The organism is Bradyrhizobium sp. Leo170, assembly GCF_004296405.1.
Lineage (GTDB): Bacteria > Pseudomonadota > Alphaproteobacteria > Rhizobiales > Xanthobacteraceae > Bradyrhizobium.
The window spans coordinates 13041-39355 of the sequence record NZ_PSRR01000014.1; the positions used below are offsets into that span (position 1 = coordinate 13041).

17 protein-coding genes and 1 pseudogene are annotated in these 26315 nt (G+C 63.2%); 2 read left to right on the forward strand and 16 right to left on the reverse strand.

Annotated features, from left to right (window positions below):
* Nucleotides 1-39: 39 nt before the first annotated feature.
* The 3 genes from fusA to rpsL are packed head-to-tail and all read right to left on the reverse strand — an operon-like array spanning nt 40 to nt 3000.
* Nucleotides 40-2112, reverse strand: a complete 2073-nt coding sequence (gene fusA, locus CWO89_RS04770) for an elongation factor G (protein ID WP_130577499.1) — start codon at nt 2110-2112, stop codon at nt 40-42.
* 30 nt (nt 2113-2142) lie between these two features.
* Complete coding sequence (rpsG, locus tag CWO89_RS04775; RefSeq protein WP_028168166.1) at nt 2143-2613, reverse strand: 30S ribosomal protein S7; 471 nt, start codon at nt 2611-2613, stop codon at nt 2143-2145.
* A 15-nt stretch (nt 2614-2628) separates the two neighbouring features.
* Nucleotides 2629-3000: a 30S ribosomal protein S12 gene (rpsL, locus tag CWO89_RS04780; protein ID WP_028168167.1), complete on the reverse strand. Its 372-nt coding sequence runs from the start codon at nt 2998-3000 to the stop codon at nt 2629-2631.
* 670 nt (nt 3001-3670) lie between these two features.
* On the opposite strand from rpsL, the gene CWO89_RS04785 reads away from it, so the two are divergent.
* A complete protein-coding gene (locus CWO89_RS04785; RefSeq protein ID WP_130577500.1) occupies nt 3671-4858 on the forward strand; it encodes an FAD-dependent oxidoreductase in 1188 nt (395 codons plus the stop codon).
* A gap of 218 nt (nt 4859-5076) precedes the next feature.
* Here CWO89_RS04785 and CWO89_RS49065 read toward each other — a convergent pair.
* A pseudogene (locus CWO89_RS49065) lies at nt 5077-5958 on the reverse strand (GNAT family N-acetyltransferase); the annotation flags it as partial.
* A 109-nt stretch (nt 5959-6067) separates the two neighbouring features.
* On the opposite strand from CWO89_RS49065, the gene CWO89_RS04795 reads away from it, so the two are divergent.
* The gene (locus CWO89_RS04795; RefSeq protein WP_130577501.1) at nt 6068-7246 is read left to right on the forward strand and encodes an FAD-dependent oxidoreductase; all 1179 of its coding nucleotides are present in this window, start codon (nt 6068-6070) and stop codon (nt 7244-7246) included.
* A 4-nt stretch (nt 7247-7250) separates the two neighbouring features.
* Here the strand turns inward: CWO89_RS04795 and CWO89_RS04800 are convergent, their stop codons facing one another.
* The 12 genes from CWO89_RS04800 to CWO89_RS04855 form a co-directional block, all read right to left on the reverse strand.
* Nucleotides 7251-9275, reverse strand: coding sequence for an ABC transporter ATP-binding protein (locus CWO89_RS04800; RefSeq protein ID WP_130577502.1), 2025 nt, complete (start codon nt 9273-9275; stop codon nt 7251-7253).
* Nucleotides 9276-9428: 153 nt separating this feature from the next.
* A complete protein-coding gene (locus CWO89_RS04805) occupies nt 9429-11483 on the reverse strand; it encodes an FAD-dependent oxidoreductase (RefSeq protein ID WP_130577503.1) in 2055 nt (684 codons plus the stop codon).
* A 179-nt stretch (nt 11484-11662) separates the two neighbouring features.
* The gene (rpoC, locus tag CWO89_RS04810) at nt 11663-15862 is read right to left on the reverse strand and encodes a DNA-directed RNA polymerase subunit beta' (protein WP_130577504.1); all 4200 of its coding nucleotides are present in this window, start codon (nt 15860-15862) and stop codon (nt 11663-11665) included.
* A 199-nt stretch (nt 15863-16061) separates the two neighbouring features.
* Complete coding sequence (gene rpoB / locus CWO89_RS04815; RefSeq protein ID WP_130577505.1) at nt 16062-20180, reverse strand: DNA-directed RNA polymerase subunit beta; 4119 nt, start codon at nt 20178-20180, stop codon at nt 16062-16064.
* A 438-nt stretch (nt 20181-20618) separates the two neighbouring features.
* Nucleotides 20619-20996, reverse strand: coding sequence for a 50S ribosomal protein L7/L12 (gene rplL / locus CWO89_RS04820; protein WP_130577506.1), 378 nt, complete (start codon nt 20994-20996; stop codon nt 20619-20621).
* A 56-nt stretch (nt 20997-21052) separates the two neighbouring features.
* Nucleotides 21053-21571: a 50S ribosomal protein L10 gene (gene rplJ / locus CWO89_RS04825; protein ID WP_130577507.1), complete on the reverse strand. Its 519-nt coding sequence runs from the start codon at nt 21569-21571 to the stop codon at nt 21053-21055.
* A 538-nt stretch (nt 21572-22109) separates the two neighbouring features.
* On the reverse strand, nt 22110-23066 hold the full coding sequence (locus tag CWO89_RS04830; RefSeq protein ID WP_130577508.1) for a 2-hydroxyacid dehydrogenase: 957 nt from the start codon (nt 23064-23066) through the stop codon (nt 22110-22112).
* A gap of 95 nt (nt 23067-23161) precedes the next feature.
* Nucleotides 23162-23854, reverse strand: coding sequence for a 50S ribosomal protein L1 (gene rplA, locus CWO89_RS04835; RefSeq protein WP_130577509.1), 693 nt, complete (start codon nt 23852-23854; stop codon nt 23162-23164).
* Between the two features lie 6 nt (nt 23855-23860).
* A complete protein-coding gene (gene rplK / locus CWO89_RS04840) occupies nt 23861-24289 on the reverse strand; it encodes a 50S ribosomal protein L11 (RefSeq protein WP_130577510.1) in 429 nt (142 codons plus the stop codon).
* Nucleotides 24290-24392: 103 nt separating this feature from the next.
* Complete coding sequence (gene nusG, locus CWO89_RS04845) at nt 24393-24923, reverse strand: transcription termination/antitermination protein NusG (protein ID WP_130577520.1); 531 nt, start codon at nt 24921-24923, stop codon at nt 24393-24395.
* Nucleotides 24924-24943: 20 nt separating this feature from the next.
* Nucleotides 24944-25135 carry a preprotein translocase subunit SecE gene (gene secE / locus CWO89_RS04850; protein WP_016840554.1) on the reverse strand — a complete coding sequence of 64 codons (192 nt, stop codon included), beginning with the start codon at nt 25133-25135 and terminating at the stop codon, nt 24944-24946.
* Between the two features lie 733 nt (nt 25136-25868).
* Entirely contained in the window at nt 25869-26054 is a 186-nt protein-coding gene (locus CWO89_RS04855) for a hypothetical protein (protein ID WP_130577511.1), read from the reverse strand.
* Nucleotides 26055-26315: the final 261 nt, after the last annotated feature.

Below are 26315 nucleotides of genomic sequence, written 5' to 3' on the forward strand. Positions count from 1 at the left end.
TGACTCTCCGTTCAATCGTTAGCTGCCAACCAACGATAATCAGGCAAACTTCTTCTGGACTTCAGCCGACACGTTCGCCGGCGCTTCGGCGTAGTGATCGAACTGCATGGTGAAGGTCGCGCGACCCTGGCTCATCGAGCGCAGGTTGTTCACGTAACCGAACATGTTCATGAGCGGCACCATCGCATTGATGACGTTGGCATTGCCGCGCATGTCTTGGCCCTGGATCTGGCCGCGCCGGGAGTTCAGGTCGCCGATGACGGAGCCGGTGTAGTCTTCCGGCGTCACCACCTCGACCTTCATGATCGGCTCGAGCAGGACGGACTTGCCCATCTGCAGCGCTTCACGGAAACAGGCGCGCGTTGCGATTTCGAAGGCCAGTGCCGACGAGTCGACGTCGTGATACTTGCCGTCGATGAGCTGCACCTTGACGTCGACAATCGGGAAGCCGGCGACGACGCCCGAGCCCAGCACGCTCTCGAGACCCTTCTCGACGCCGGGGATGTATTCCTTCGGCACCGCGCCACCGACGATCTTCGATTCGAACTCGTAGCCCTTGCCGGCCTCGTTCGGCTCGACGATCAGCGTCACGGCCGCGAACTGGCCGGTGCCGCCGGTCTGCTTCTTGTGGGTGTAGCTGTGCTCGACCCGCTTGGTCACGCGCTCACGGAACGCCACCTGCGGCGCACCGATGTTGGCGTCGACCTTGTAGGTGCGCTTCAGGATGTCGACCTTGATGTCGAGATGCAGTTCGCCCATGCCCTTCAGGATGGTCTGACCGGACTCGTGGTCGGTCGTCACCCGGAACGACGGATCCTCAGCGGCGAGCTTCGCGAGCGCGACGCCTAGCTTTTCCTGGTCGGCCTTCGACTTCGGCTCGATCGCGATCTCGATCACCGGGTCCGGGAATTCCATCTTTTCCAGGATCACCGGCTTGTTGGGATCGCACAGCGTGTCACCGGTGCGCGCTTCCTTGAGGCCCGCCAGCGCGACGATGTCGCCGGCATAGGCTTCCTTGATGTCCTCGCGGTTGTTCGCATGCATCAGCAACATGCGCCCGATCCGCTCCTTCTTCTCGCGGGTCGAGTTCACCACGCCGGTGCCGCTCTGCAGGATGCCCGAATAGATGCGGCAGAAGGTGATAGTGCCGACGAACGGGTCGTCCATGATCTTGAACGCGAGCAGCGCCAGCGGCTCCTTGTCGTCCGCCTTGCGCACGACTTCGTTGCCGTCCTCGTCGGTGCCCTTGATCGCGGGCACGTCGATCGGCGACGGCAGGTAGTCGACGACGGCGTCAAGCAGCGGCTGCACACCCTTGTTCTTGAACGCGGAGCCGCACAGCACGGGATAGAACGCGCCGGTCAGCACCGCCTTGCGGATCAGCCGCTTCAGCGTCGCTTCGTCGGGCTCGTTGCCATCGAGGAAGGCGGCCAATGCGTCGTCGTCGAGCTCGACGGCGGCTTCCACCATCTTCTCGCGGTATTCCTTAGCCTGGTCGACGAGGTCTTCCGGAATGTCGACATAGTCGAACTTCGCACCGAGGGATTCATCGTTCCAGACGATGCCCTTCATCTTCACGAGATCGACGAGACCCTTGAAGTTGTTCTCGGCGCCGATCGGAAGCTGGATCGCGATCGGCTTGGCACCGAGGCGGTCGACGATGTCGGACAGGCACTTGAAGAAGTCGGCGCCGGTCTTGTCCATCTTGTTGGCGAAGACGATGCGCGGAACCTTGTACTTGTCGCCCTGGCGCCAGACCGTCTCGGTCTGCGGCTCGACGCCCTGGTTGGAGTCGAGCACGCACACGGCGCCGTCGAGCACGCGCAAGCTGCGCTCAACTTCAATGGTGAAGTCGACGTGGCCGGGGGTGTCGATGATGTTCAGCCGCTTACCGTTCCAGAACGCGGTGGTCGCAGCCGAGGTGATGGTGATGCCACGCTCCTGCTCCTGCTCCATCCAGTCCATCGTCGCGGCACCTTCGTGCACTTCGCCGATCTTGTGGCTCTTGCCGGTGTAATAGAGGATGCGCTCGGTCGTCGTGGTCTTGCCGGCGTCGATATGCGCCATGATACCGAAGTTGCGATAGTCCTCGATGGCATGTTGGCGGGGCATGGAGCTGTTCCTTAAATTCCGTTGTTCGCCTTACCAGCGATAGTGCGAGAAGGCGCGGTTGGCTTCCGCCATCCGGTGCACGTCTTCACGCTTCTTGACGGCGTTCCCCCGATTGTTCGACGCATCAAGCAACTCCGCCGAGAGCCGCTCCGTCATGGTCTTCTCGTTGCGCTCGCGCGCGGCCGAAATCAGCCAGCGGATGCCGAGCGCCTGCCGGCGCACCGAACGGACTTCCACCGGCACCTGATAGGTCGCACCACCGACGCGGCGGGAACGCACCTCGATGGTCGGCATGACGTTCTCGAGCGCCTGCTCGAACACGCCGAGCGGATTCTGCTTGGTCTTGGCCTCGATCATGGTGAGCGCGCCATAGACGATGTTCTCGGCGACCGACTTCTTGCCGGCGTACATGACCGAGTTCATGAACTTTGTGATGATGATGTTTCCGAACTTCGGGTCCGGAAGCACTTCACGCTTTTCTGCAGAGTGACGACGCGACATCTTACCTGTTCCCGCTTACTTCGGACGCTTGGCGCCGTACTTCGAACGACGCTGCTTACGGTTCTTGACGCCCTGGGTATCCAGCACGCCGCGGAGGATGTGGTAGCGCACGCCCGGCAAGTCCTTGACGCGGCCGCCGCGGATCATGACCACCGAGTGCTCCTGAAGGTTATGACCCTCGCCGGGGATGTAGCCGATCACCTCGAACCCGTTGGTCAGACGCACCTTAGCGACCTTGCGAAGCGCCGAGTTCGGCTTCTTCGGAGTCGTCGTGTAGACGCGCGTGCACACGCCGCGCTTCTGCGGCGACTGCTGCAGCGCCGGCACCTTCTTGCGCGACTTCTGCACTTCCCGTGGTTTTGCGATCAGCTGGTTGATCGTCGGCATGTCAGCCTTCACCCTTCAAGTTCGCGCGGAACCTCACTGGCTCCGCAAATTCTTCACGGGAACGAGCCGCCCGTCCGGCCGCCTCACACGAAAACCATTCGCGCAAAACGAAATCGCGCCTACCACTCGTTGCTGAGCGGAAAGCGCTTGACGCCACAGAGGACCGCGATCACGACCGATCAGCGTTCGCTGTCCGGTTGAGAACCGAGGTCATGCATCCGAGTTCACTCTCAAGAGAACGCGCTCAAGAGAACAAAGATCGCCCTGGCATTGCCTAGCTATCATCGACAGCGTTTGAGCGGCATTCGTCGAGGTTGGTGCCCGCCTCAGTCCCAGTAGGTCTGATAGGGTGTTCCGTTCCGACGCTGGCGTAGCTCACCGCCTGTCGTTAAGTTCGCGCCTTGTATAAGCGGTAGATAGTGAAGTCAAGCAAAACGACAATACGAGAAACGCCTCTGCCGCATATGGATTTGGCACTTTCGCGCGCTCAGCGCGAGTGAAAATGCAGGGCTCGGCGCCCTTCCTCCGGGCGAGTCGGCCGACTTTTTTTACCCGGACATAAATATCCTGAGGCAGCTCTTGCGCGGCTCTCATCCAGAGATATCGCGCAAAATAAGCCTTTGTTTGCCATTGCGGGCGCAAAGAACCCGCTTGGAGACCGGGATTTCCCATGCGCTATACCGACATCGCGATCATCGGCGGGGGGCTGGCCGGCTCCACGGCAGCCTCCATGCTCGGCCGTGCCGGCATTCCGACCATCCTGATCGACCCGCACGACGTCTATCCGTTCGATTTCCGCGTCGAGAAGCTGGCCGGCGGCGGGCAGATCGAGCGATTCGCGCAGACCGGATTGGCGGAGGCGGTGCTTTCGCGCGCGACTCACGCACGCGAAAACTGGATCGCCCGCTTCGGCCGACTGCTCGACAGGGCGCCGATCGACCAATACGGCATCATGTATGACGAGCTCGTCAACGCGATTCGGGCTGAGATCGCCGCCCCCGCCGAGTTCATCTGCGACAAGGTCACCAATGTTGCGATCAGCGCCGAGCGGCAGGAGGTGACGCTCGGCGGCGGCGAGACGGTTTCGGCCCGGCTGGTCGTGCTTGCCAACGGGCTGAATGTCGGGCTGCGCCGCATGATCGGCATCGAACGACAGATTACCAGCCCCTGCCATTCAATCTCGCTCGGTTTCGATCTCGTCCCCGTCGGCCGGCCGGCGTTCCCCTTCCCGGCCTTGACCTATTTCTCGGAGCGGCCCAGCGACCGCATTCCCTATCTGACGCTGTTTCCGGTCGAAGAGCGCCGGATGCGCGCCAATCTGTTCGTCTATCGTGAGGCCGATGATCCCTGGCTGCGCGAGATGCGGGTGAGCCCGGTCAGAACGCTCAATGCCGCGTTGCCCAGACTCTCCCGGATCACCGGCGAGTTCGCCGTTGCCGGCGATATCAAGGTGCGTCCGGCCGATCTTTCTGTCAGCACCAATTATCGGCGGCCGGGCATCGTCCTCGTCGGCGATGCCTTCTCGGTCACCTGCCCGGTCACCGGTACAGGCACCGACAAGGTGTTCACGGACGTCGCCCAGCTCTGCAATGTCCATATCCCGGCGTGGCTTGCCAGCGAAGGCATGGGCGTGGACAAGATCGCCGCGTACTACGACGATCCCGTCAAGAAGGCTTGCGACGCCTGGTCAATGGCCAAGGCCTTCGACTTCCGCCGGGTGTCGACGGACACCAGCCTTTACTGGCGTGCGCAGCGCGGCGGCCGCTTCCTGTCGTGGCTTGGCCGAGGCGCCCTGCGGCGGCTTGCTGGCGGAGGACGCCGGACGACGCTGCCGGAGGCGCTGCCGCAGACGCCGTAGGAATGGTAGCCGAGCAGCCGGCCCGCTTCCATCCGGTAGCCCAGCGACTTCGTTCCGCTGACATCGAAGATCAGATCGAGCATGGTGCGGCGGCCCGCCCATAGCTGGGCCATGAAGCTGTCTTCGGCGGCGCAGGAATTGATCGCCTCGATCTCGGGCTGCGCGAGCAGTTGATCCGTCACCCTGTCGACGAGCAGATGCCCGGGCGAATATCGCGCGAACTGCGCATCGTATGCTGTCTTCCAGGTGTAGGCGGTAGAGCCGCAATACATCAGCACCTGCGCGGCCGCCACCTCGCCGTTCACCTGGAGCAAGGCGACGGAGCAAGCCTGACGGTCGGCCAGATTGTGCACCAACTGCCTGGTGAAGGCGGCATCACGAGCATCCGACAGCAGCGCCGTGCCCCGCTCGCCCTTCCAACTTGCCTTTTCCATCGCCAGAAATGTCTCGAACGCCTGGCGGACCGCGCCGGGCGACCGGTCGTTGACGACATCGACGGCGCCAAGCGCTGACAATCTGTTCCAGTCCTGACGCAGTTTTTTCCGCGTCGAGCCGCTACGCTTCACGCCGAATTCCTTCGTCACGAAAGGTCGGCTGCTCGTTGCAACGATCAACGGCTCGATGCCACGCGCAGCCAGCCATTTCGACATGGCGGCATAGCTCGGGCATTCCGCGTCGAGCGACGTGAGGCTGAGGACATCAGGCAGCAGCGGGTCTTGTTCGATGGCGGCGAGGAACGCGGGAACGACCTGATCGGCGAAAGCCGGATCGAGGACGGGGCTGGAGAGAAAAGCGTACTCGTAGGGCAGCGCTTCCGATACCTTTGGCCACAGCCGCACCGTCTGCCGCACCTGCAACGCCCAGATGCCCACGAGCCTGCGCCGCGCAGCGCCCTGCTCCCAGGCCAGCAACACGCGTATCTTGGCAAAGTCGGTCGCAACGACCGCCGCAAGCGCGGCCGGATTCATGAACACGTTCGACGACGCACGCCGCACCAGCTCGTCCCATTGCGGGGCGATGTCCAGCCTCGGTGAATCAATCGTTACCGTGATCATCGAAATTCGCGCTCTTCGACCGCACTGATCGTCCTTGCGGGACATTGCTTTTCAATTAAGCGGACGCGGGACTGACTGGATTGTGAAGCACCAGTTCAGGGTTCCTTTGCGATTCTCGGCCATGCATGGAGCCTTGCGATCAGAGGCAAGACGCATGCGCTACACGGATGTTGCCATCATCGGCGGCGGGCTCGCCGGTTCGACCGTCGCGGCGATGCTCGGACGCGCGGGCATCTCGGCGTGCCTGATCGACCCGCACCTGAACTACCCGCCCGAGCTGCGCTGCGAGAAGCTCGGCGGAGACCAACTCGAGCTGTTGCGCAAGACCGGCCTCGCCGAAGAGACGCTGCGCGCCACGACGCTGGATGGCCAGGTGTGGGAGGCGCGGTTCGGCTATGTCGTCGCCAAGAAGCCCAGCGATCAGCACGGCATCCTCTACGACACGCTGGTCAACACCATGCGCGCGCAGATTCCCGGTGATGTCGAGATCATCCATGCCAAGGCCTACGCTGTTTCGAACAGCGCCGACCGGCAGAAGATCGTGCTATCGAACAACCAGGAGATCTCGGCACGGCTCGTCGTGCTCGCCAACGGCCTGAACACCGGCCTGCGCCACACGCTCGGCATGCAGCGCCGCATCACCAGCGCGTGCCATTCGATCACGCTAGGCTTCGATGTCGTGCCGGCCGGCCGCGTGATGTTCGATTTTCCAGCGCTGACCTATTGGCCGGGCCGGCCGAGCGCGCGCATGGCCTATCTTACGTTGTTCCCGATCGGCGGAACGATGCGCGCCAATCTCATGGTCTACCGCGACATGACCGATCCATGGCTGCAGCAGTTCAGGGAGTCGCCGGAAGCAACCATGCTCAGCACAATGCCAGGGCTTGCGCGCATGACCGGAGGCTTCATGGTCTCCGGGCCGATCAGGATCAGGCCCGCCGATCTCTACGTCACCGAAGGATATTTGCAGCCCGGCATCGTCCTGGTCGGCGACGCGTTCTCCACCTCCTGCCCCGCCGCCGGCACCGGTAGCGACAAGGTCTTCACCGACGTCGAGCGACTGTGCAACGTCCACATCCCGGCGTGGCTTTCGAGCGACGGCATGGACGTGCGGAAGATCCAGGCGTTCTACGACGATCCGGTCAAGCAGGCCTGCGAGGCACGATCGCTTGCCAAGGCCTACCACCTTCGCTCGCTATCGATCGACCATGGCCTGACCTGGCGCGCCGGACGCTGGGGCCGCTTCGTGGTCCGCTTCGCGCAAGGCGTCCGCTATTCCACCGCCGGCGCGTTTCGCCCAGCGCGGCAAGGCCGGATCGCGACGTCAAGCTGAGCGATCACTCCTCGTCGTCGTCTTCATCGTCGTCGTCGGCCTGCGCGGCGGCATTGTGCGCGACATGGCCCTGATCGTCCCAGAGCTTGCGGTAGATGCCGTTTGCGGCGAGCAGCTCGGCATGGGTGCCGCGCTCGATCGCCTTACCGCCGGAGATCACGATGATCTCGTCCATGTCGACCACCGAAGTCAGCCGGTGCGTCGACCAGATCATGGTGCGACCCGCGGCGACCCTGAACAGCGTGCGGTTGATCGCGGCCTCCGTGGTCTGGTCGAGGGCGGAGGTGGCTTCGTCGAGCAGCAGCACGGACGGATTGCGGATGATGGCGCGCGCGATCGCGAGGCGCTGGCGCTGGCCGCCCGACAGCGTGTCGCCGCGCTCGCCGACCACGGTGTCATATTTCTGCGGCAGGCTCATGATGAAGCGATGGATCTCGGCCTTGCGCGCGGCGTCCACGACTTCCTCGTCGCTCGCGCCTTCCTTGCCGAGGCGGATGTTCTCCCGGATCGACATGTTGAACAGCATGTTCTCCTGGAACACGACCGCCATGCTCCGCCTGAGCGATCCGCGCGTCACCTTGCGGATATCGACGCCGTCGATGGTGACGCGGCCCTCGTCGGGCACGTAAAGCCGCAGGATCAGATTGAGCAGCGTGCTCTTGCCCGAGCCAGAGGGGCCGACGATCGCGATGCGCTGGCCGACCTTGAGCTTGAGGCTGAAATTATCCAGCAGCGGCTCCTGACTGCCCTCGTACTGGAAGGTCACGCGCTCGAAGGTGATGTCATTGGTGATGCGCGGCAGGTCCGGCGCGCCCGGCCGGTCGGCGCCGCGCGTCGGCTCGTCCAGGAGTTCCTGGATGTGCTGCACCGCCGCCGCCGACTGGATCGACACCGGGATGAAGTGCATCAGGTGCGCGATGTTGTAGGACACCTCCCAGAATGCGCTTTCGAAGGTGACGAAGGTGCCGATGGTGATCTGGCCCTTGGTGGCGAGATAGGCGCCGATCGCGAGCACCACGAGGTGCAACAGCAGCACCGCGATGGTGACGGTGCGCTCCACCATGGTCGACAGGAACATCGCGGAGGCCGCCTTCCGCCGCACGTCGTTGTTGCGCATCGTGAACCAGCCGAGCGCGCGGCGCTGCAGGTTGAACGCCTTCACCACGGCCTGGGCTGCGACATTCTCCTGCACGGTGCCGAGCAGCGCGGCCTCGTTCAGCTTCTGCTCGTAATTGGCCTGCACCGCTTTCGGGGTCAGGATCCGCGGCCCGATCAGGGTGATCGGAAACACGAGTAGCGCGACCACGGCGAGCTGCCAGCTCAGGAACAGCATCAGGATGATGCCGGCAATGAGCTCCAGGAACGGCAAGGCGGCGCTGTTGGCGAAGCTCTTGACCGAGCCCTCGAAGGCCGAAAGATCGATCGAGAACCGTGACAGAATCTCGCCGCGCTTGGTGCGGGCGAAATAGGCCGACGGCAGGTTCTGGACGTGCTCGAACAGTTTGGTCCGCGCGTCGGAAATGATGCAGGCGGCAAGCCGCGCGTCCCAGCGTTCGTACCAGACCGCGATGATGGAGGTGATGATCCCGGCGGCGGCGAGCACGCCGAGGATCTTGTAGAGCGCCTGAAAATCTTCCTCGCCAAGGGCATCGTCGATCAGGAACTTCAGGCTGAGCGGCATGATGACGTTGAACAACGTCTCGACCACAAGGCCGAAGCTGACGAAGACCAGCATCTGCTTGTAGTTGGCGAGATACGGCTTGACGAAGCCGTAGATCGTGGCGAGCGCGCCGGCGGCTTCCTTGGCGGTGAAGACGACGAGGTCCTCGTCCTCATCATCGTCATCGAGCTCGACTTCGTTCTCGTCGTCGGCTTCGTCATCATCATCGGGAGGCGGTGATGTCGACGAAGGCTTCCCGCCGGGCCTAGACGTAGCGGAATCGGCATTCGCCCCGAGCTTCTTTTTCAGCTCGAGTTCATCCGTCGCAACCGGATTGTGACCGTCAGATGATGGGGGCTTCGATGCCATGAAACCAACCGATACTGCACGGCCGGCATGACCGCAAATCGAGCGCGACAGCGCGATACGCGCTATGCCAACGATTCTATGCGATCAGCAAGGATTGGGCAAAGCAATTGAACCGGCCGATTGCGCCGGTCAATCCTCAGGTCAATCCTTGGGTCAATCCTCGTCCTCGACCTTGTCGAAGAACGAATAGCGCAATGCGTCGGAATCGCCGTACCACTGGCCGGGGCCCTTGTTGGCGGCGCGCGCCGCGGCCCACAGCGCCTCGGTGCAGTCGCGACGGTGGGCGGCGAGATCAAAACCGTTGCCGAAGAACAGTTCCGACCATTCCCACCAGGTGGCGAGCTTCTTGACGCCACGCAACAGATCGTAGCGGTCGATCAAGCCGGGCGCGAGATCCGAGGTCACCGAGCCGAACACGAGGCCGGTCTTGACCACGCGATGCAGTTCGCGCGCCGCGCGCACCACCTGCTTTCCGCCGAGATGGCAGAGGCTGGTCTCGAACACGAAGTCGAATTCGTTGTCCTCGAGCGGCAGGTCGACGACCGAGCCGAGCTTGTTGTACTTCTGCAGCGCCTTCGGCGTCTTGCCGTGGATGAAGCGGTTGTTCTCGACACCCCAGGCGTCAACCCCGCGCTCGCGCAGCGCGCCGACCAGTTCGCCGCTGGCCGAGCCCGCCACCAGGAGCTTGTAGCCCTTGGCCTCGCCCCAGACGAGCTGGATCATCTCCATCAGCAGCGCGGGATCGGTGAAGTGGCGCCACGCCTCGCTGTACGGACCCTGCCCGCGATAATTCTCGAAATAATCGCGGTCGATCTTGTCCGACAGCGGCCGCTCGGCCTGGGCGCGGGCATGGCGCAGCCGGATCATCTCGGTCAGGATGATGTCGGTCGCGGCATCGGAGGAATCGAGCAGGCCGTTCAGGGTGGAATCGAACAGATAGTCGCCGACCACGACGATGCCGGGATGGTCCTTCGGCTCGGGACGATGGTTGGTCATGACGTCGCGCGCCGGCAGGCCGCCGGGCAGCGCGTTCACCGAGCTCAGCCAGCGGTGGATCTTGCCCTCGAGGAAATGCTCGCGCGCATTGCCGAGGGAAGCCGGCAGCGACTTCAACGCAGCATCGATCAGTTCCTGGTCGGTCAGATTGGCAAAGGCCAGCGCGTCCGAACCCGCAATCAGCCAGTTCAGGACGCCGTGCCTGCCAACGTCGTGGCGCGAGCCTTCGTTGTAGACACAGCAGCCGCCGAACGCATCCGACATGAACCAGGAGCCTGGGATCTTCTCGCCCCAGAACGGCTCGTCGAACAGGATCGAGACGCGCAGGTAGTGCGCCGGGCGGTCGAAATAGGAGATGTGCTTGACCATCGACTGGCGCAACTCCTCGCCGTCCCAGCCGAGCGTGGCGAGCCAGGAATGCGGCAGGCAGACCAGCACGAGGTCGAAGTCACGCGTCTCCGGCCCCTTCCCGTTCATCATGTTGAGGCGGTAGCGGCCGTTGCCGGCCTTGCCGACTTTCAGCACCCGGTGATTGAGCTGGATGTCGGCATCGACTTCCGAGCGCAGGCACTCGACGAGCTGCTCATTGCCGTTCTGGATCGAGTACAGGCCGATATAGCCGTCGATATCCATCACGAAATTCTTCAGCGCATTGAGCCCGTTGGTGTTGTGGCTCTCGGTCGCGATGTCGGAGCGCGCCATCACCTTGAAGAAGCGCTTGGCAGTCGGGTCCTCGACCTCCTCGTCGAGCAACTGCTCGCAGGTCTTGTGGGCCCAGGGATGCTCGTTGTCGTGCGCGCCGACGCCTTCGTAGTATTCGGCCGGCGAGATCATCTCGGTGCAGCGCTTGCGGAACGCTTCGATCGCCTCGGCGGTCTTCGCGCCGAATTTGCGGCGCATGCCCGGCACGTCATTCAGGAGCTCGCCGTCGATCTGGACCTGCTCGGCATCCATCGGAATGGTCTGCAGGCCGAAATGCTGGATCAGTTCGCGCAGCGGATCCGGGCCGGTCATCGAATAATCGTAGATCTCGGCGACGCCGGCCTCGTAGGTCGCGGGTGCGGTATCGAATTTGCGCGTGACGATCTTGCCGCCGAGCCGGTCCGACGCCTCGTAAATGGTGACGCGGCAGAGGTCGCCGAGCTTCCTCTTCAGGTACCAGGCGCTCATCAGCCCGCCGGGGCCGCCGCCAACGATTGCGAGATCAAGCATGGGGATTCCGTTCTTCCGGGCGGGCGAAGCACCCGGCCGCGGCCGCTCTTAGCAGAAGCGCTTTTCTGTCTGAAGGAAAGATGAACAAAGCGCGTTCCTGCAGCGCAGCACAAGAGGAGAGCAGCAAAAAGGCCGGCAAAAAGCCGGCCTTTTCGTGAGTACCGTAGTTTTGCGGGGTGTTACTCCGCAGGCGGCAGCGCCAGCGGCTCCGCTTCGGGTGCGGACGGCACGATCGCCGCCTGCTTCTCGCGCTCGTCGAGGATCAGCTTGTCGCGCTTCATGGCGACTTCGCGGATCCGAGCCATCGAGGCGCCCGTGCCTGCCGGGATCAGCCGGCCGACAATGACGTTCTCCTTGAGGCCTTCCAGCGGGTCCACCTTGCCGTTGACGGCGGCTTCGGTGAGCACGCGGGTGGTCTCCTGGAAGGAGGCCGCCGAGAAGAACGAGCGGGTCTGCAGGCTCGCCTTGGTAATGCCGAGCAGCACCGGGGTTCCGGTCGCGGGCTTCTTGCCCTCTTCCTTGGCCTTGGTGTTGAGCGCGTCGAACTCGATCTTGTCGACCTGCTCACCCGAGATCATGTCGGTGTCGCCCTGATCGGTGACCTCCACCTTCTGCAGCATCTGACGGACAATCACCTCGATGTGCTTGTCGTTGATGAGCACGCCCTGCAGCCGGTAGACCTCCTGGATTTCGTTGACCAGGTAGGCAGCGAGCTCCTCGATGCCCTTGATCGCCAGGATGTCGTGCGGCGCCGGATTGCCTTCGACGATGAAATCGCCCTTTTCGACGATGTCGCCGTCCTGAAGGTGGATGTGCTTGCCCTTCGGGATCAGGTACTCGCGCGGCTCCTCGGTCTTGTCGGTCGGCTCGATCGAGATGCGGCGCTTGTTCTTGTAGTCGCGGCCGAAGCGGATGGTGCCCGCCACTTCCGCGATGATCGCCGCATCCTTCGGCTTGCGCGCCTCGAACAGTTCGGCCACGCGCGGCAGACCGCCGGTGATGTCGCGGGTCTTGGCGCTCTCGGTCGAGATACGCGCCAGGATGTCGCCGGGCTTCACCTGCGCACCGACGTCAACCGACAGAATCGCGTCGACCGACAGCATGTAGCGGGCATCGCCACCACGCGCCAGTTTCATCACCTTGCCGTCCTTGCCCTTGACCACGATGGCCGGGCGCAGATCCGCGCCGCCACGCGTCGATCGCCAGTCGATGACGACGCGCTTGGCGATACCGGTGGATTCGTCCAGCGTCTCCGAGATCGACTGGCCCTCGACCAGGTCCTCGAACCCGATCGTACCCTCGACCTCGGTGAGCACCGGACGGGTGTACGGATCCCACTCGGCGATGCGCTGGCCGCGCTTGACCATATCGCCCTCGTCGACATGCATGCGCGAGCCGTACTGGATGCGATGGGTCGCACGCTCGGTGCCGTCGGCATCGACGATCGCAACCACCATGTTGCGAACCATCGCGACCAGGTGGCCTTCGCTGTTGCGGGCGATCGCCTTGTTCCTGATCACGATCTTGCCGTCGAAGTTCGACTCCACGAACGACTGCTCGTTGATCTGCGCCGCGCCGCCGATGTGGAACGTACGCATCGTCAGCTGCGTGCCCGGCTCGCCGATCGACTGCGCCGCGATCACGCCGACCGCCTCGCCGTGGTTGACCGGGGTGCCGCGGGCGAGATCGCGTCCGTAGCACTTGGCGCAGATGCCGTTGATGAGCTCGCAGGTCAGCGCCGAACGGATCTTCACCTCCTGGATGCCGGCCTTCTGGACGGCGTCCACATGGGACTCCTCCATCAGCGTTCCGCGCGCGATCAGGACGTCGTTGGTCGCTGGATCGCGCACGTCATCGCAGGCCACGCGGCCCAGGATGCGCGAGCCGAGCGAGGCGACCACCGTGCCGGCATCGATGATGGCGCGCATCTTGATGCCGAGATGGGTGCCGCAGTCGCTGGACGTGATGATACAGTCCTGCGCCACGTCGACCAGGCGGCGGGTCAGGTACCCGGAGTTCGCGGTCTTCAACGCGGTGTCCGCGAGGCCCTTGCGGGCACCGTGGGTCGAGTTGAAGTACTCGAGCACCGAGAGGCCTTCCTTGAAGTTGGAAATGATCGGCGTCTCGATGATCTCGCCCGACGGCTTCGCCATCAGGCCGCGCATGCCGGCGAGCTGGCGCATCTGCGCCGGCGAACCACGCGCACCGGAATGCGCCATCATGTAGATCGAGTTGATGTCGGCATCCGCCCCGCTGGCCGTCTTCTTGGTCGAGGAGATCTCCTTCATCATCGCCTTGGCGACTTCTTCGCCAGCCTTCGACCAGGCGTCGACGACCTTGTTGTACTTCTCGCCATGGGTGATCAGGCCGTCATTGTACTGCTGCTCGAAATCCTTCGCCAGCGTACGGGTCTGGTCAACGATCTTCCACTTCGACGCCGGCACGACCATGTCGTCCTTGCCGAACGAGATGCCGGCCTTGAAGGCGTTGTAGAAGCCGAGCGCCATGATGCGGTCGCAGAAGATCACCGTCTCCTTCTGGCCGCAGTGCCGGTAGACTTGGTCGATCACGCCAGAGATCTCGCGCTTGGTCATCAGCTTGTTGATGATGTCGTACGAAGTCCTCGGGTGCTTCGGCAGCAGGTTGCCGAGCATGACGCGGCCCGCCGTGGTTTCGATCCAGCGCTTGCTCTTCTTGCCTTCCTCGTCGAGGCCCTCCCACCGGTACTTGATCTTGGTGTGGAGGTGGATGACCTTCGAGTGCAGGGCATGCTCGAGCTCGGCCATGTCGCCGAACATCTTGCCCTCGCCGGGCAGGCCTTCGCGCATGATCGAGACGTAGTAGAGGCCGAGCACGATGTCCTGCGACGGCACGATGATCGGCTGGCCGTTCGCGGGGTGCAGGATGTTGTTGGTCGACATCATCAGGACGCGCGCTTCGAGCTGCGCTTCGAGCGACAGCGGAACGTGCACGGCCATCTGGTCGCCGTCGAAGTCGGCGTTGAACGCGGCGCAGACCAGCGGGTGAAGCTGGATCGCCTTGCCCTCGATCAGCACCGGTTCGAACGCCTGGATGCCCAGGCGATGCAGCGTCGGCGCGCGGTTCAAGAGCACCGGATGTTCGCGGATCACCTCGTCCAGGATATCCCAGACCTCGGGCCGCTCCTTCTCGACCAGCTTCTTCGCCTGCTTCACGGTCGTCGACAGGCCCTTGGCGTCAAGCCGCGAATAGATGAACGGCTTGAACAGTTCGAGCGCCATCTTCTTCGGCAGGCCGCACTGATGCAGGCGCAGCTCGGGACCGACCACGATCACCGAACGGCCGGAATAGTCGACGCGCTTGCCGAGCAGGTTCTGACGGAAGCGCCCCTGCTTGCCCTTGAGCATGTCGGCGAGCGACTTCAGCGGACGCTTGTTGGCGCCCGTGATGACGCGACCGCGGCGGCCGTTGTCGAACAGCGCGTCGACGGCCTCCTGCAGCATGCGCTTCTCGTTGCGGATGATGATGTCGGGCGCGCGCAGCTCCATCAGCCGCTTCAAGCGGTTGTTGCGGTTGATGACGCGGCGGTAGAGGTCGTTGAGGTCAGACGTCGCGAAGCGGCCGCCATCGAGCGGCACCAGCGGGCGGAGATCCGGCGGAATCACCGGAATGACCGTCATGATCATCCATTCCGGCTTGTTGCCGGAGACGCGGAAGGCCTCGACGATCTTCAACCGCTTGGCGAGCTTCTTGTGCTTGATGTCGGAGTCGGTCTCCTGCATCTCGGCGCGCAGCGAGAGCTCGAGCTTCTCCAGCTCGAGGCCCTTCAGCAATTCACGGATCGCCTCGGCGCCGATCATGGCGGTGAAGCTGTCCTGGCCGTATTCGTCCTGCGCCCTCAGGTACTCGTCTTCCGACAGGAGCTGACGGTCCTTGAGCGCGGTGAGACCCGGCTCGAGCACGACGTAGTACTCGAAGTACAGGATGCGCTCGAGATCCTTCAGCGTCATGTCGAGCAGAAGGCCGATGCGCGACGGCAGCGACTTCAGGAACCAGATGTGGGCGACGGGCGCTGCGAGCTCGATATGGCCCATGCGCTCGCGCCGGACGCGCGACAGCGTGACCTCGACCGAGCACTTTTCGCAGATGATGCCCTTGTACTTCATCCGCTTGTACTTGCCGCACAAGCACTCGTAGTCCTTGATCGGCCCGAAGATGCGGGCGCAGAACAGCCCGTCCCGCTCCGGCTTGAAGGTGCGGTAGTTGATGGTCTCCGGCTTCTTGATCTCGCCGTAGGACCAGGACAGAATCTTCTCCGGGGACGCGATCGAAATCCGGATCTGGTCGAAGACCTGGGCCGGCGTCGTCGGATTGAAAAGATTCATAATCTCTTGGTTCATGGTCTTCTCCGTCTGCCGACTTTCGTCGGCCCATGCATTCCTTTTCTGTCATGCCCCGCGAAGGCGGGGCATCCAGTAATCACCGCAGCCGCGGGTTACTGGATCGTCCGCCGGAGCTTGTCATCGGGCCGGCCTTTTGCCGGACCCGTTGGCGGACGATGACGGCGGCAAAGGCGGCGTCACCGCCGCCTTCACGAAATTACTCGGCCGCTTCCGACGTCGGCGCCGGTCCCACCTTGGAATTGTGCAGGTCGACGTTGAGGCCGAGCGAGCGCATTTCCTTGACCAGCACGTTGAACGACTCGGGGATACCGGCCTCGAACGTGTCGTCGCCGCGCACGATCGCCTCGTACACCTTGGTACGGCCGGCGACGTCGTCCGACTTCACGGTCAGCATCTCCTGCAGCGTGTAGGCCGCGCCATAGGCTTCCAGCGCCCACACCTCCATTTCGCCGAAGCGCTGGCCGCCGAACTGCGCCTTGCCGCCCAGCGGTTGCTGGGTGACCAGCGAGTACGGGCCGATCGAGCGGGCGTGGATCTTGTCGTCCACCAGATGGTGCAGCTTCAGCATGTAGATGTAGCCCACCGTCACCTTGCGATCGAAGGGATCGCCGGTGCGGCCGTCATAGACGGTCGACTGGCCGGAAGCGTCGAAGCCGGCAAGCTTCAGCATCTCCTCGATGTCGGCCTCCTTGGCGCCGTCGAACACCGGGGTTGCGATCGGCACGCCATGGCTCAGATTGCGGCCCAGCTCGATCAGCTCGTTGTCGTTCAGCGAGCGGATCGTTTCATCGTCGCCATAGATCCTCTTCAGGGTCTCGCGCAGCGGCTTGAGATCCTGCCTCTGGTAATAGGCGTCGATGGTCTGGCCGATGCGCCTGCCGAGGCCGGCGCAGGCCCAGCCGAGATGCGTCTCGAGGATCTGGCCGACGTTCATGCGCGAGGGCACGCCGAGCGGGTTCAGCACGATGTCCGCATGCGTACCATCCTCGAGGAACGGCATGTCCTCGATCGGCACGATCTTGGACACCACGCCCTTGTTGCCGTGGCGGCCGGCCATCTTGTCGCCGGGCTGGATCTTGCGCTTCACCGCGACGAAGACCTTGACCATCTTCATCACGCCGGGCGGCAGTTCGTCGCCTCGCTGCAGCTTTTCGACCTTGTCGAGGAAGCGCTGCTCGAGCCCCTTCTTCGACTCGTCGTACTGCTTACGCATCGCCTCGATCTCGGCCATCAGCTTGTCGTTGGGCGAGGCGAACAGCCACCACTGCGACTTCGGATACTCATCGAGCACCGCGCGGGTGATCTTGGTGTCCTTCTTGAAGCCCTTCGGACCGGAGATGCCCTGGCGGTTCTCCAGGAGCTCGGCGAGACGGTTGTAGACGTTGCGGTCCAGGATCGCCTGCTCGTCGTCGCGGTCCTTGGCGAGACGCTCGATCTCCTCCCGCTCGATCGCCAGCGCACGCTCGTCCTTGTCGACGCCGTGGCGGTTGAACACGCGGACTTCCACGATCGTGCCCTGCACGCCCGGGGGCACGCGGAGCGAGGTGTCGCGGACGTCGGAGGCCTTTTCGCCGAAGATGGCGCGGAGCAGCTTCTCTTCCGGCGTCATCGGGCTTTCGCCCTTCGGCGTGATCTTGCCGACCAGGATGTCGCCGGCGCGCACTTCCGCGCCGATATAGACGATGCCGGCTTCGTCGAGGTTCTTCAGCGCCTCTTCCGAAACGTTCGGAATGTCGCGCGTGATTTCCTCCGGACCCAGCTTGGTATCGCGGGCCATCACCTCGAACTCCTCGATGTGGATCGAGGTGAAGACGTCGTCCTTCACGATCCGCTCGGAGAGCAGGATCGAGTCTTCGAAGTTGTAGCCGTTCCACGGCATGAACGCGACCAGCACGTTGCGGCCGAGCGCAAGCTCGCCGAGATCGGTCGACGGACCGTCAGCGATGATGTCGCCCTTCTTGACGATGTCCCCCACCTTCACCAGCGGACGCTGATTGATGCAGGTCGACTGGTTGGAGCGCTGGTACTTCATCAGACGGTAGATATCGACGCCCGACTTGGTCGGATCGAGATCTTCCGTGGCGCGGATGACGACGCGGGTGGCGTCGATCTGGTCGATCACGCCCGAGCGGCGGGCCGCAATCGCGGCGCCCGAGTCGCGGGCAACCACGCCTTCCATGCCGGTGCCGACGAACGGCGCCTCGGCGCGAACCAGCGGCACCGCCTGGCGCTGCATGTTCGAGCCCATGAGCGCGCGGTTGGCGTCGTCGTTCTCGAGGAACGGAATCAGCGCGGCGGCCACCGAAACGAGCTGCTTCGGCGACACGTCCATGTAGTCGACCTTGTCAGGGGTCACCGGCAACACTTCGCCGGCATGACGGCAGACCACGAGGTCTTCGGTGAAGCGGCCCTTCGGATCCAGCGGCACGTTGGCTTGCGCGACGCGGTAGCGGCCCTCCTCCATCGCCGACAGGTACACCACCTCGTCGGTGACGCGACCCTCCTTGATCTTTCGGTAGGGCGTCTCGACGAAGCCGTATTTGTTGACGCGCGCAAACGTCGCGAGCGAGTTGATCAGGCCGATGTTCGGACCTTCCGGCGTCTCGATCGGGCAGATACGACCGTAATGCGTCGGGTGCACGTCGCGCACCTCGAAGCCGGCGCGCTCGCGGGTCAGACCGCCCGGGCCAAGCGCCGACAGGCGCCGCTTGTGGGTGATCTCCGAGAGCGGGTTGGTCTGGTCCATGAACTGCGAGAGCTGCGAGGAGCCGAAGAATTCACGCACGGCGGCCGCCGCCGGTTTCGCGTTGATCAGGTCCTGCGGCATGACGGTGTCGATATCGACGCTCGACATGCGCTCCTTGATCGCGCGCTCCATGCGGAGCAGGCCGATGCGGTACTGGTTCTCCATGAGTTCGCCGACCGAGCGCACGCGACGGTTGCCGAGATGGTCGATGTCGTCGATCTCGCCCTTGCCGTCGCGCAGGTCGACCAGCGTCTTGATGACGGCGAGGATGTCTTCCTTGCGCAGCGTGCGATGGGTGTCGGGCGCATCGAGCTCGAGGCGCATGTTCATCTTGACGCGGCCGACCGCGGAGAGATCGTAGCGCTCGGAATCGAAGAACAGCGACTGGAACATGGCCTGCGCCGAATCCAGCGTCGGCGGCTCGCCGGGACGCATCACGCGGTAGATGTCGAACAGCGCGTCCTCGCGCGTCATGTTCTTGTCAGCCGACAGGGTGTTGCGGATATAGGCGCCGACGTTGACGTGGTCGATGTCGAGCAGCGGCAGGTCCTTGTAGCCCTGCTCGTTGAGCGACTTCAGGAGCTTCTCGGTGATCTCCTCGCCGGCTTCGGCGTAGATCTCGCCGGTCTTCGGATTGACGAGGTCCTCGGCGAGGTAATTGCCGACCAGTTCCTCATCCGACAGACGCAACGCCTTGAGGCCCTTCTCCTGCAACAGGCGGGCTTGGCGAACGGTGAGCTTCTTGCCGGCCTCGAGCACGACCTTGCCGGTGTCGGCGTCGATCAGGTCGTTGACCGTGGAATAGCCGCGGAAACGGTTGGCGTCGAACGGCACGCGCCAGCCTTCCTTGGTCCGCTTGTAGCTGATCTTCTTGTAGAAGGTCGAAAGGATCTGCTCCCCGTCGAGACCGAGCGCGTACATCAGCGAGGTCACGGGAATCTTGCGGCGGCGATCGATGCGCGCGAACACGATGTCCTTGGCGTCGAACTCGATGTCGAGCCAGGAGCCGCGATAGGGGATCACGCGCGCCGCGAACAGGAGCTTGCCCGAGGAGTGGGTCTTGCCCTTGTCGTGGTCGAAGAACACGCCCGGCGAGCGGTGCATCTGGGAGACGATGACGCGCTCGGTGCCGTTGACGACGAAGGTGCCGTTCATGGTCATGAGCGGGATGTCGCCCATGTAGACGTCCTGCTCCTTGATGTCCTTGACCGACTTGGCACCGGTCTCCTCGTCGATATCGAACACGATGAGGCGCAGCGTCACCTTGAGCGGCGCAGCGAAGGTCATGCCGCGCTGGCGGCACTCGTCGACGTCATATTTCGGCGGCTCGAACTCGTAGCGCACGAACTCCAGCATTGAGGTGCCGGAGAAGTCCGAGATCGGGAACACGGAACGGAACACGGCCTGCAGGCCTTCGTCCGCCCGCCCCCCCTGGGGCTCATCGACCATCAGAAACTGGTCGTAGGACGCCTTCTGAACCTCAATGAGGTTCGGCATCTCCGCGACTTCCTTGATGTGACCAAAGAACTTGCGTACGCGTTTGCGACCGGTGAATGTCTGCTGCGCCATCGGGGCCTCTCATTTTCGCCGCCCTTTTGGGGCGTACCTTCCGGAGCGCGGCTGCCACCGCGCCCGGGTTGAATTTCGATTCGTTTCGAAGGAACAAGGGCCAAATTCAGGAACCAAATCCTCAATTCGTTCTTGTCACCTTCAAAACGCAAAAGGACGCGCGGGGCGCTTGACGCACCCGCCCGTCAAAACTTCTCGCTTCACGGACTGAAAAAGCCCGAAATCTGCCTGTCTCCCAACGGTTCCCGTGGAAGCCCTGCCGCCCCCGCCGCCAACCGTGTTTTCCGCTGCCACCCCGATATGGGACGGCGATCATGGAGATTCGAGGGTTAAGTCTACGAATCCCCACACTTTTTTGTGTATAACCCGTAGCGCGACAACCCGTCGCACGCCTTTTGCATGGCGGGGGGCGCGCCGGGCGCACCCCCGCCTCGCGCATTACTTGAGTTCGACCTTCGCGCCAGCCTTCTCGAGCTGGGCCTTGATCTTGTCGGCTTCTTCCTTGTTGACGCCTTCCTTGACCGGCTTCGGAGCGCCTTCGACAAGGTCCTTGGCTTCCTTCAGGCCCAGGCCGGTGATGGCGCGGACTTCCTTGATGACCTCGATCTTCTTGTCGCCGGCCGCAGCCAGCACGACCGAGAACTCGGTCTTTTCTTCGGCCGGAGCGGCGGCGGCGCCACCAGCGGCGGGACCAGCCACTGCCACGGCAGCGGCGGCGGACACGCCCCACTTCTCTTCCAGGAGCTTTGCGAGTTCGGCCGCTTCGAGCACGGTGAGGCTCGAGAGGTCGTCGACGATTTTCTGCAAGTCAGCCATTGATCTGTTTCCTTAAACGTTTGGTTCGAACCAGGGTTTGAGTTTTGCGAAGGGCGTCAGGCCGCTTCGCCCTTTGAGGCATGAGCCTGAATGACGCGCGCGAGCTTGGCCGCGGGCGCATTGGAGAGCTGGGCGAGCTTGGTCGCCGGGGCCACGATGAGGCCGACGATCTTGCCACGCAGTTCGTCCAGCGACGGCAGCGAGGCAAGCGCCTTGACGCCATCGACATTCAGGACGGTTTTACCCATCGAGCCGCCGAGGATGACGAACTTCTCGTTCGCCTTGGCGAAATCAATGGCAACCTTTGGCGCCGCAACCGGATCGTTGGAGGTAGCGATCACGGTCGGCCCCTTCAGAAGGGAGCCGATGGCAGCGACGTCAGTGCCTTCAAGAGCAATTTTGGCGAGACGGTTCTTCGAGACCTTCACCGAGGCGCCCGCCTGCTTCATCTGCATGCGCAGCTTCTGCATTTGGGCGACGGTGAGGCCGGAATAGTGAGCAACGATCGCAACGCTCGTGGTCTTGAAGACCTCGTTGAGCTGTTCGACCGCCTCTTTCTTTGCCGCTCGTTCCACAGCAAGCTCTCTCCGGTTGGCGGTCTTTCGCTCGCGCGGGACCGCCGGGTTGCACCCATCGTCCCACCCAAACCTTATGCCTCGGGACCGAAGTCCGAGGGACACGCCGGGCAAGACGACATTCTTGAAGCCTGCCCTCCCGTCGGCCTTTCGGCCGCGGGCTGTCGAGGTTCGAACCAAGTCGGCTTCTGCAAGGCCCGCTTAAGGCTCCGCGCGAAGCAAATCCGGTTTTCACCCGTCTATGCAGGCCATGCGATTAAGCCGTTGAAAAACCGAAGTTTGTCGCGGGCGCCTGCAGTCTCGGACAGGATCGAGGCCAACGGCTTAAGCCGCAGCCCCTGCCCTCATCCCAACGGGGCCGACGGGGTCGCTTCCTTTCGAGCAATCCAAGTGGATTGCCTGGAAGGAAAACTCTCCTATCGAGCCAAGTTTTCGGAATGCGAGCACGAGCGTGCCAGCGACCGCCAGCACGCCCGGAGGACGCTATTTAGCGGCTCGGCCCGCGCTTGCCAAGAGCAAAATTCGGGCCGCGGACAGATCAGGCGAGCCGAACCGGATAAGGCAGCGGTTTGCCGGCGAAAAAAGCCTCGAGATTGGCCAGCACGCAGTCCTGCATCGCCACATGCGATTCCAGGGTGTGGCCGCCGATATGGGGCGTCAGTACCACGTTCGGCAACGCGGTGAGCGCGTCCGGCGCGTGCGGCTCGGTTGCGTAGACGTCGAGGCCGGCGCCGGCGATCGTCTGGTCCGACAGTACCGCAACCAGCGCGGCCTCGTCGATCACGGAGCCGCGTGAGATGTTGACGACCAAACCGTCGCTGCCGAGCCGCCGTAGGATGTCGGCATTGACGGCGTGGTTGTTGTCCGGCCCGGCCCGCACCGCGATCATCAGGACGCTGCACCAGTCGGCCAGCGCCTCGAGGCTCGAAAAATACTGATACGGCACGTCGTGCCGGCTGCGGCTGAAATAGCCGACTTCGGTCTCGAAGGCGGCGACGCGCGCGGCAATCTTGCGGCCGATCTCGCCCATGCCATAGACGCCGACCTTGCGGCCGCGCATGCCGGCCAGCGGCCGCATCATCGGCGATGGTTTTGCCCCCGCCCAGTCGCCGCTCCGCACATAATTGTCCGCGACCAGCAGCCGGCGGACCGCCGCCAGCATCAGCGTCACCGCAATGTCGGCCACCGAGGCCGCATTCGCGCCGGGACTGTTGCCGACCGCGATGTTGCGCTTCGCGGCGGCCGCAAGATCGATGCCGTCATAGCCGGTGCCGTAGCAGATGATCGCGCCGAGCTTCGGCATTATGTCCATGGCGTCGGCCCCGAGCCGCCCGCTGCCGCCGGCGGTGATCAGCGCCCGGATGTCGGCGAGTTCCGCAGCCGAGAACGCCTCGTTCAGCCGCTTGCCGGCGGCGTTCAACAGTTCGTAGCGCTCGCCGAAGCGCTGGAGCTGGGCCTTGGGAAAGCGCGAATAGATCAGGACCTTATCGGGCATTGTTGTTCTTTCCTGCAAGCTACGCCACGCCGTAAAGCGAAGGGCGGAACCGGCTGCCCGATCCCGCCCTCTTTATTCATGCACCTTGCCAGCGGTTAGCCCAGCAGCGTGCCCGGCTCGACCTTCACGCCCGGGCCCATGGTGGAGGAAACCGCCACGCGCTGGACGTAGGTGCCCTTGGCGCCGGCCGGCTTGGCCTTGACCACGGCGTCCGCGAGCGCCTTGATGTTCTCGACCAGCTTGTCCTCGGAGAACGAGGCCTTGCCGACGCCAGCCTGGATGATACCGGCCTTCTCGACGCGGAACTCGACCGAGCCGCCCTTGGCGCCCTTCACGGCGCCGGTGACGTCCATGGTCACGGTGCCGATCTTCGGGTTCGGCATCATGCCGCGCGGACCAAGCACCTTACCGAGGCGGCCGACCAGCGGCATCATGTCGGGGGTGGCGATGCAGCGGTCGAAGTCGATATTGCCGGCCTGCACCTTCTCGACCAGGTCTTCGGCGCCGACAACGTCGGCACCCGCCGCCTTGGCCTCATCCGCCTTGGCGCCGCGGGCGAACACGCCGACGCGGAGCGTGCGGCCGGTGCCGTTCGGCAGGGTCACCACGCCGCGCACCATCTGGTCGGCGTGACGCGGGTCGACGCCGAGATTGATCGCGACCTCGATGGTCTCGTCGAATTTCGACTTGGCCCGCTCCTTGACCAGCTTGATGGCGTCCGCGAGCGGGTAAAGCTTTTCGCGGTCAATACCTTCGCGGGCCTTCTTCAAACGCTTTCCGATTGCCATGGCGCCTTACCCCGCAACTTCTAGACCCATCGAACGGGCGGAGCCCTCGACCATCTTCATGGCCGATTCGATGGTGTCGCAATTGAGATCCTTCATCTTCTTCTCGGCGATCTCGCGCACCTGCGCTTTGGTCACCTGGCCGGCCTTGTCGCGGCCCGGCGCCTTCGAGCCGGACTGGATCTTGGCAGCTTGCTTCAAGAAGTAAGACATCGGCGGCGTCTTCATCTCGAAGGTGAAGGAACGATCCGCATAGATGGTGATGACCACCGGGATCGGGGTGTTCTTCTCTTCCTTCTGCGTCTGGGCGTTGAACGCCTTGCAGAATTCCATGATGTTGAGACCGCGCTGACCGAGCGCGGGGCCGATCGGTGGCGACGGGTTCGCCGCACCGGCCGGGACCTGAAGCTTCAGGTATCCGGTCACTTTCTTTGCCATGTATCACTCCTGTTGTGCCGGACATTGTCCGGCGGGTTCAGGTTCCGTGGTTCGGACCGGGAGCGGCTGGCGACCGCCCCCTTCCTCCCACGTCCTCTTCAAATCAGACCTTCTCGACCTGACCGAATTCCAGTTCGACCGGGGTGGCACGGCCGAAGATCGAGACAGCGACCTTCACGCGCGAGCGCGCCTCGTCGATTTCTTCCACCACGCCCGAGAACGAGGCGAACGGCCCGTCGGCCACCCGCACATTCTCGCCGATCTCGAACGACACCGACGCCTTCGGTCTTTCCACGCCCTCCTGCACCTGGTGCAGGATCCGCATGGCCTCGGCTTCCGAGATCGGCATCGGCTTGTTTTCCGCGCCCAGGAAGCCGGTCACCTTCGGGGTATTCTTGATCAGGTGGAAGGCTTCGTCGGTGAGCTTCATCTTCACCAGCACATAGCCGGGGAAGAACTTGCGCTCGGCGTCGATCTTGCGGCCGCGGCGGACTTCGGTGACCTTCTCGGTCGGGACCAGCACCTGTTCGAACAGCTCTTCCAGCCCGCGCTGCTTGGCCTGTTCGCGGATCGATTCCGCCACCTTCTTCTCGAAGTTCGAGTAGGCGTGGACGATGTACCAGCGCTTGTCCATGGATTGCGTTAACGTGCTCATCAGTGGATGCCCAGGATGAGGGTAATAAGATAGCGGATGATCTGGTCCGCGGCGAAGAAGAAGATCGACGCCAGCGCGACCATCACGAACACCATGATCGTGGTGATCGTCGTCTCACGACGGGTCGGCCAGGTGACCTTGGCGGTCTCCGAGCGCACTTCCTGCAGGAATTTGAACGGGCTGAAAGCCATTCTTTAAAGTCCGCGTCCGTCGTCAGACGATTCAAGTGTTTCAGGAATCCGAACAGTCCTTGAGCGCCCAGCCCTCTCGCGAAGGATGAGCCGGTTAACAGGCTCGGTTGTTCGGGGGATTTAAAGCCGCGCCGGATATCCGCCTTTTAATCGCGGGCCGGCTGCAGGTGGCGGGTATGTACTGCGGGAGCGGTGAAACGTCAAGATATCGGCATGCTGGCAGGAGTGGCAGGGCTCGAACCTGCGACCCCCGGTTTTGGAGTTCGGCCACTACTGTCATTCGGAGTTTGTTCTAGTACCACTAAGGCCTGAATCATCGGGCCTTTCTCGCCTTCAAGCCGCAGCTTGTGCCGCCTTGTCCCGCTCTGTTTTGGGCAGTTGGGTAGCAAAATGGTAGCAAACGGTTCTGCTATCGTTCGCGACAACCCGCCCGAATAGACCGGCGCACTCCGACACTCGTGCTGCTAAAACGCGGATGAAACCCGGCGGCATAGCAGGCGGGCTATGAAGCTTCCCTGCACCACGGCGGTGAGCGCCTTCTCAGCCATCCGTCGCGGCTCCAGGAAGCCCGGGAAGCACGAGCCCTCCCCTTGCCTTGCTCCGCCTTATTCACACCCCTCCACGTCTGCACGTCCCCGGCCCGGATGTACGGGCCCAGGCGGTGGCGGACGGGCGTCAAATCACTATTGCTGGTGCCGACCCCCGACTGTGCAGGCTCTGGTACTGCTTACCGTCACTTGAAGTGTATCGGGGAATCCGCCGACACTTCGCCGATTGCCGCTGGCTGATCCTCCACGATATTTTCGGACGCGGGCGGGGGGTCATTCCACACGAACTTCGAGCGTGTCCTGTGCGCGACTCGCTCAGCAGCTTCTTTGACCAGCTCAATTTCACGGCGTCGAGGGGTTACGATGGCCATGGCATTTCTCCCGCCTTGATTAACCAAGAAATCTCTAAATCTCGAATCAAGTCAACCCGCTGGCGACAGTTCCAGTAGAACTGATCTCTTTAACGAGCGGTTATCAACATGACTGACGTACCCGATTCTCCGGCCGGACCGGAATTGATCTTTGGCATTGCCGGTCCAATTGGAGTTGACATCTCTGCGATTTGCAACAGCCTGCAAAGCGCTCTGCAATCCGTCCGATATGAATCTGAGATCATTCTTCTCACCAAAGAG

Bases quoted from the DNA above. Each gene is read 5' to 3' on its own strand.
- rplA (WP_130577509.1), bottom strand. From the start codon at position 23,854: ATGGCAATCGGAAAGCGTTTGAAGAAGGCCCGCGAAGGTATTGACCGC.
- CWO89_RS04800 (WP_130577502.1), bottom strand. From the start codon at position 9,275: ATGGCATCGAAGCCCCCATCATCTGACGGTCACAATCCGGTTGCGACG.
- CWO89_RS04830 (WP_130577508.1), bottom strand. From the start codon at position 23,066: ATGCCCGATAAGGTCCTGATCTATTCGCGCTTTCCCAAGGCCCAGCTC.
- CWO89_RS04855 (WP_130577511.1), bottom strand. From the start codon at position 26,054: ATGGCCATCGTAACCCCTCGACGCCGTGAAATTGAGCTGGTCAAAGAA.
- rpsL (WP_028168167.1), bottom strand. From the start codon at position 3,000: ATGCCGACGATCAACCAGCTGATCGCAAAACCACGGGAAGTGCAGAAG.
- CWO89_RS04795 (WP_130577501.1), top strand. From the start codon at position 6,068: ATGCGCTACACGGATGTTGCCATCATCGGCGGCGGGCTCGCCGGTTCG.
- rplL (WP_130577506.1), bottom strand. From the start codon at position 20,996: ATGGCTGACTTGCAGAAAATCGTCGACGACCTCTCGAGCCTCACCGTG.
- CWO89_RS04785 (WP_130577500.1), top strand. From the start codon at position 3,671: ATGCGCTATACCGACATCGCGATCATCGGCGGGGGGCTGGCCGGCTCC.
- CWO89_RS04805 (WP_130577503.1), bottom strand. From the start codon at position 11,483: ATGCTTGATCTCGCAATCGTTGGCGGCGGCCCCGGCGGGCTGATGAGC.
- fusA (WP_130577499.1), bottom strand. From the start codon at position 2,112: ATGCCCCGCCAACATGCCATCGAGGACTATCGCAACTTCGGTATCATG.
- nusG (WP_130577520.1), bottom strand. From the start codon at position 24,923: ATGGACAAGCGCTGGTACATCGTCCACGCCTACTCGAACTTCGAGAAG.
- rpoC (WP_130577504.1), bottom strand. From the start codon at position 15,862: ATGAACCAAGAGATTATGAATCTTTTCAATCCGACGACGCCGGCCCAG.
- rplK (WP_130577510.1), bottom strand. From the start codon at position 24,289: ATGGCAAAGAAAGTGACCGGATACCTGAAGCTTCAGGTCCCGGCCGGT.
- rpoB (WP_130577505.1), bottom strand. From the start codon at position 20,180: ATGGCGCAGCAGACATTCACCGGTCGCAAACGCGTACGCAAGTTCTTT.
- secE (WP_016840554.1), bottom strand. From the start codon at position 25,135: ATGGCTTTCAGCCCGTTCAAATTCCTGCAGGAAGTGCGCTCGGAGACC.
- rpsG (WP_028168166.1), bottom strand. From the start codon at position 2,613: ATGTCGCGTCGTCACTCTGCAGAAAAGCGTGAAGTGCTTCCGGACCCG.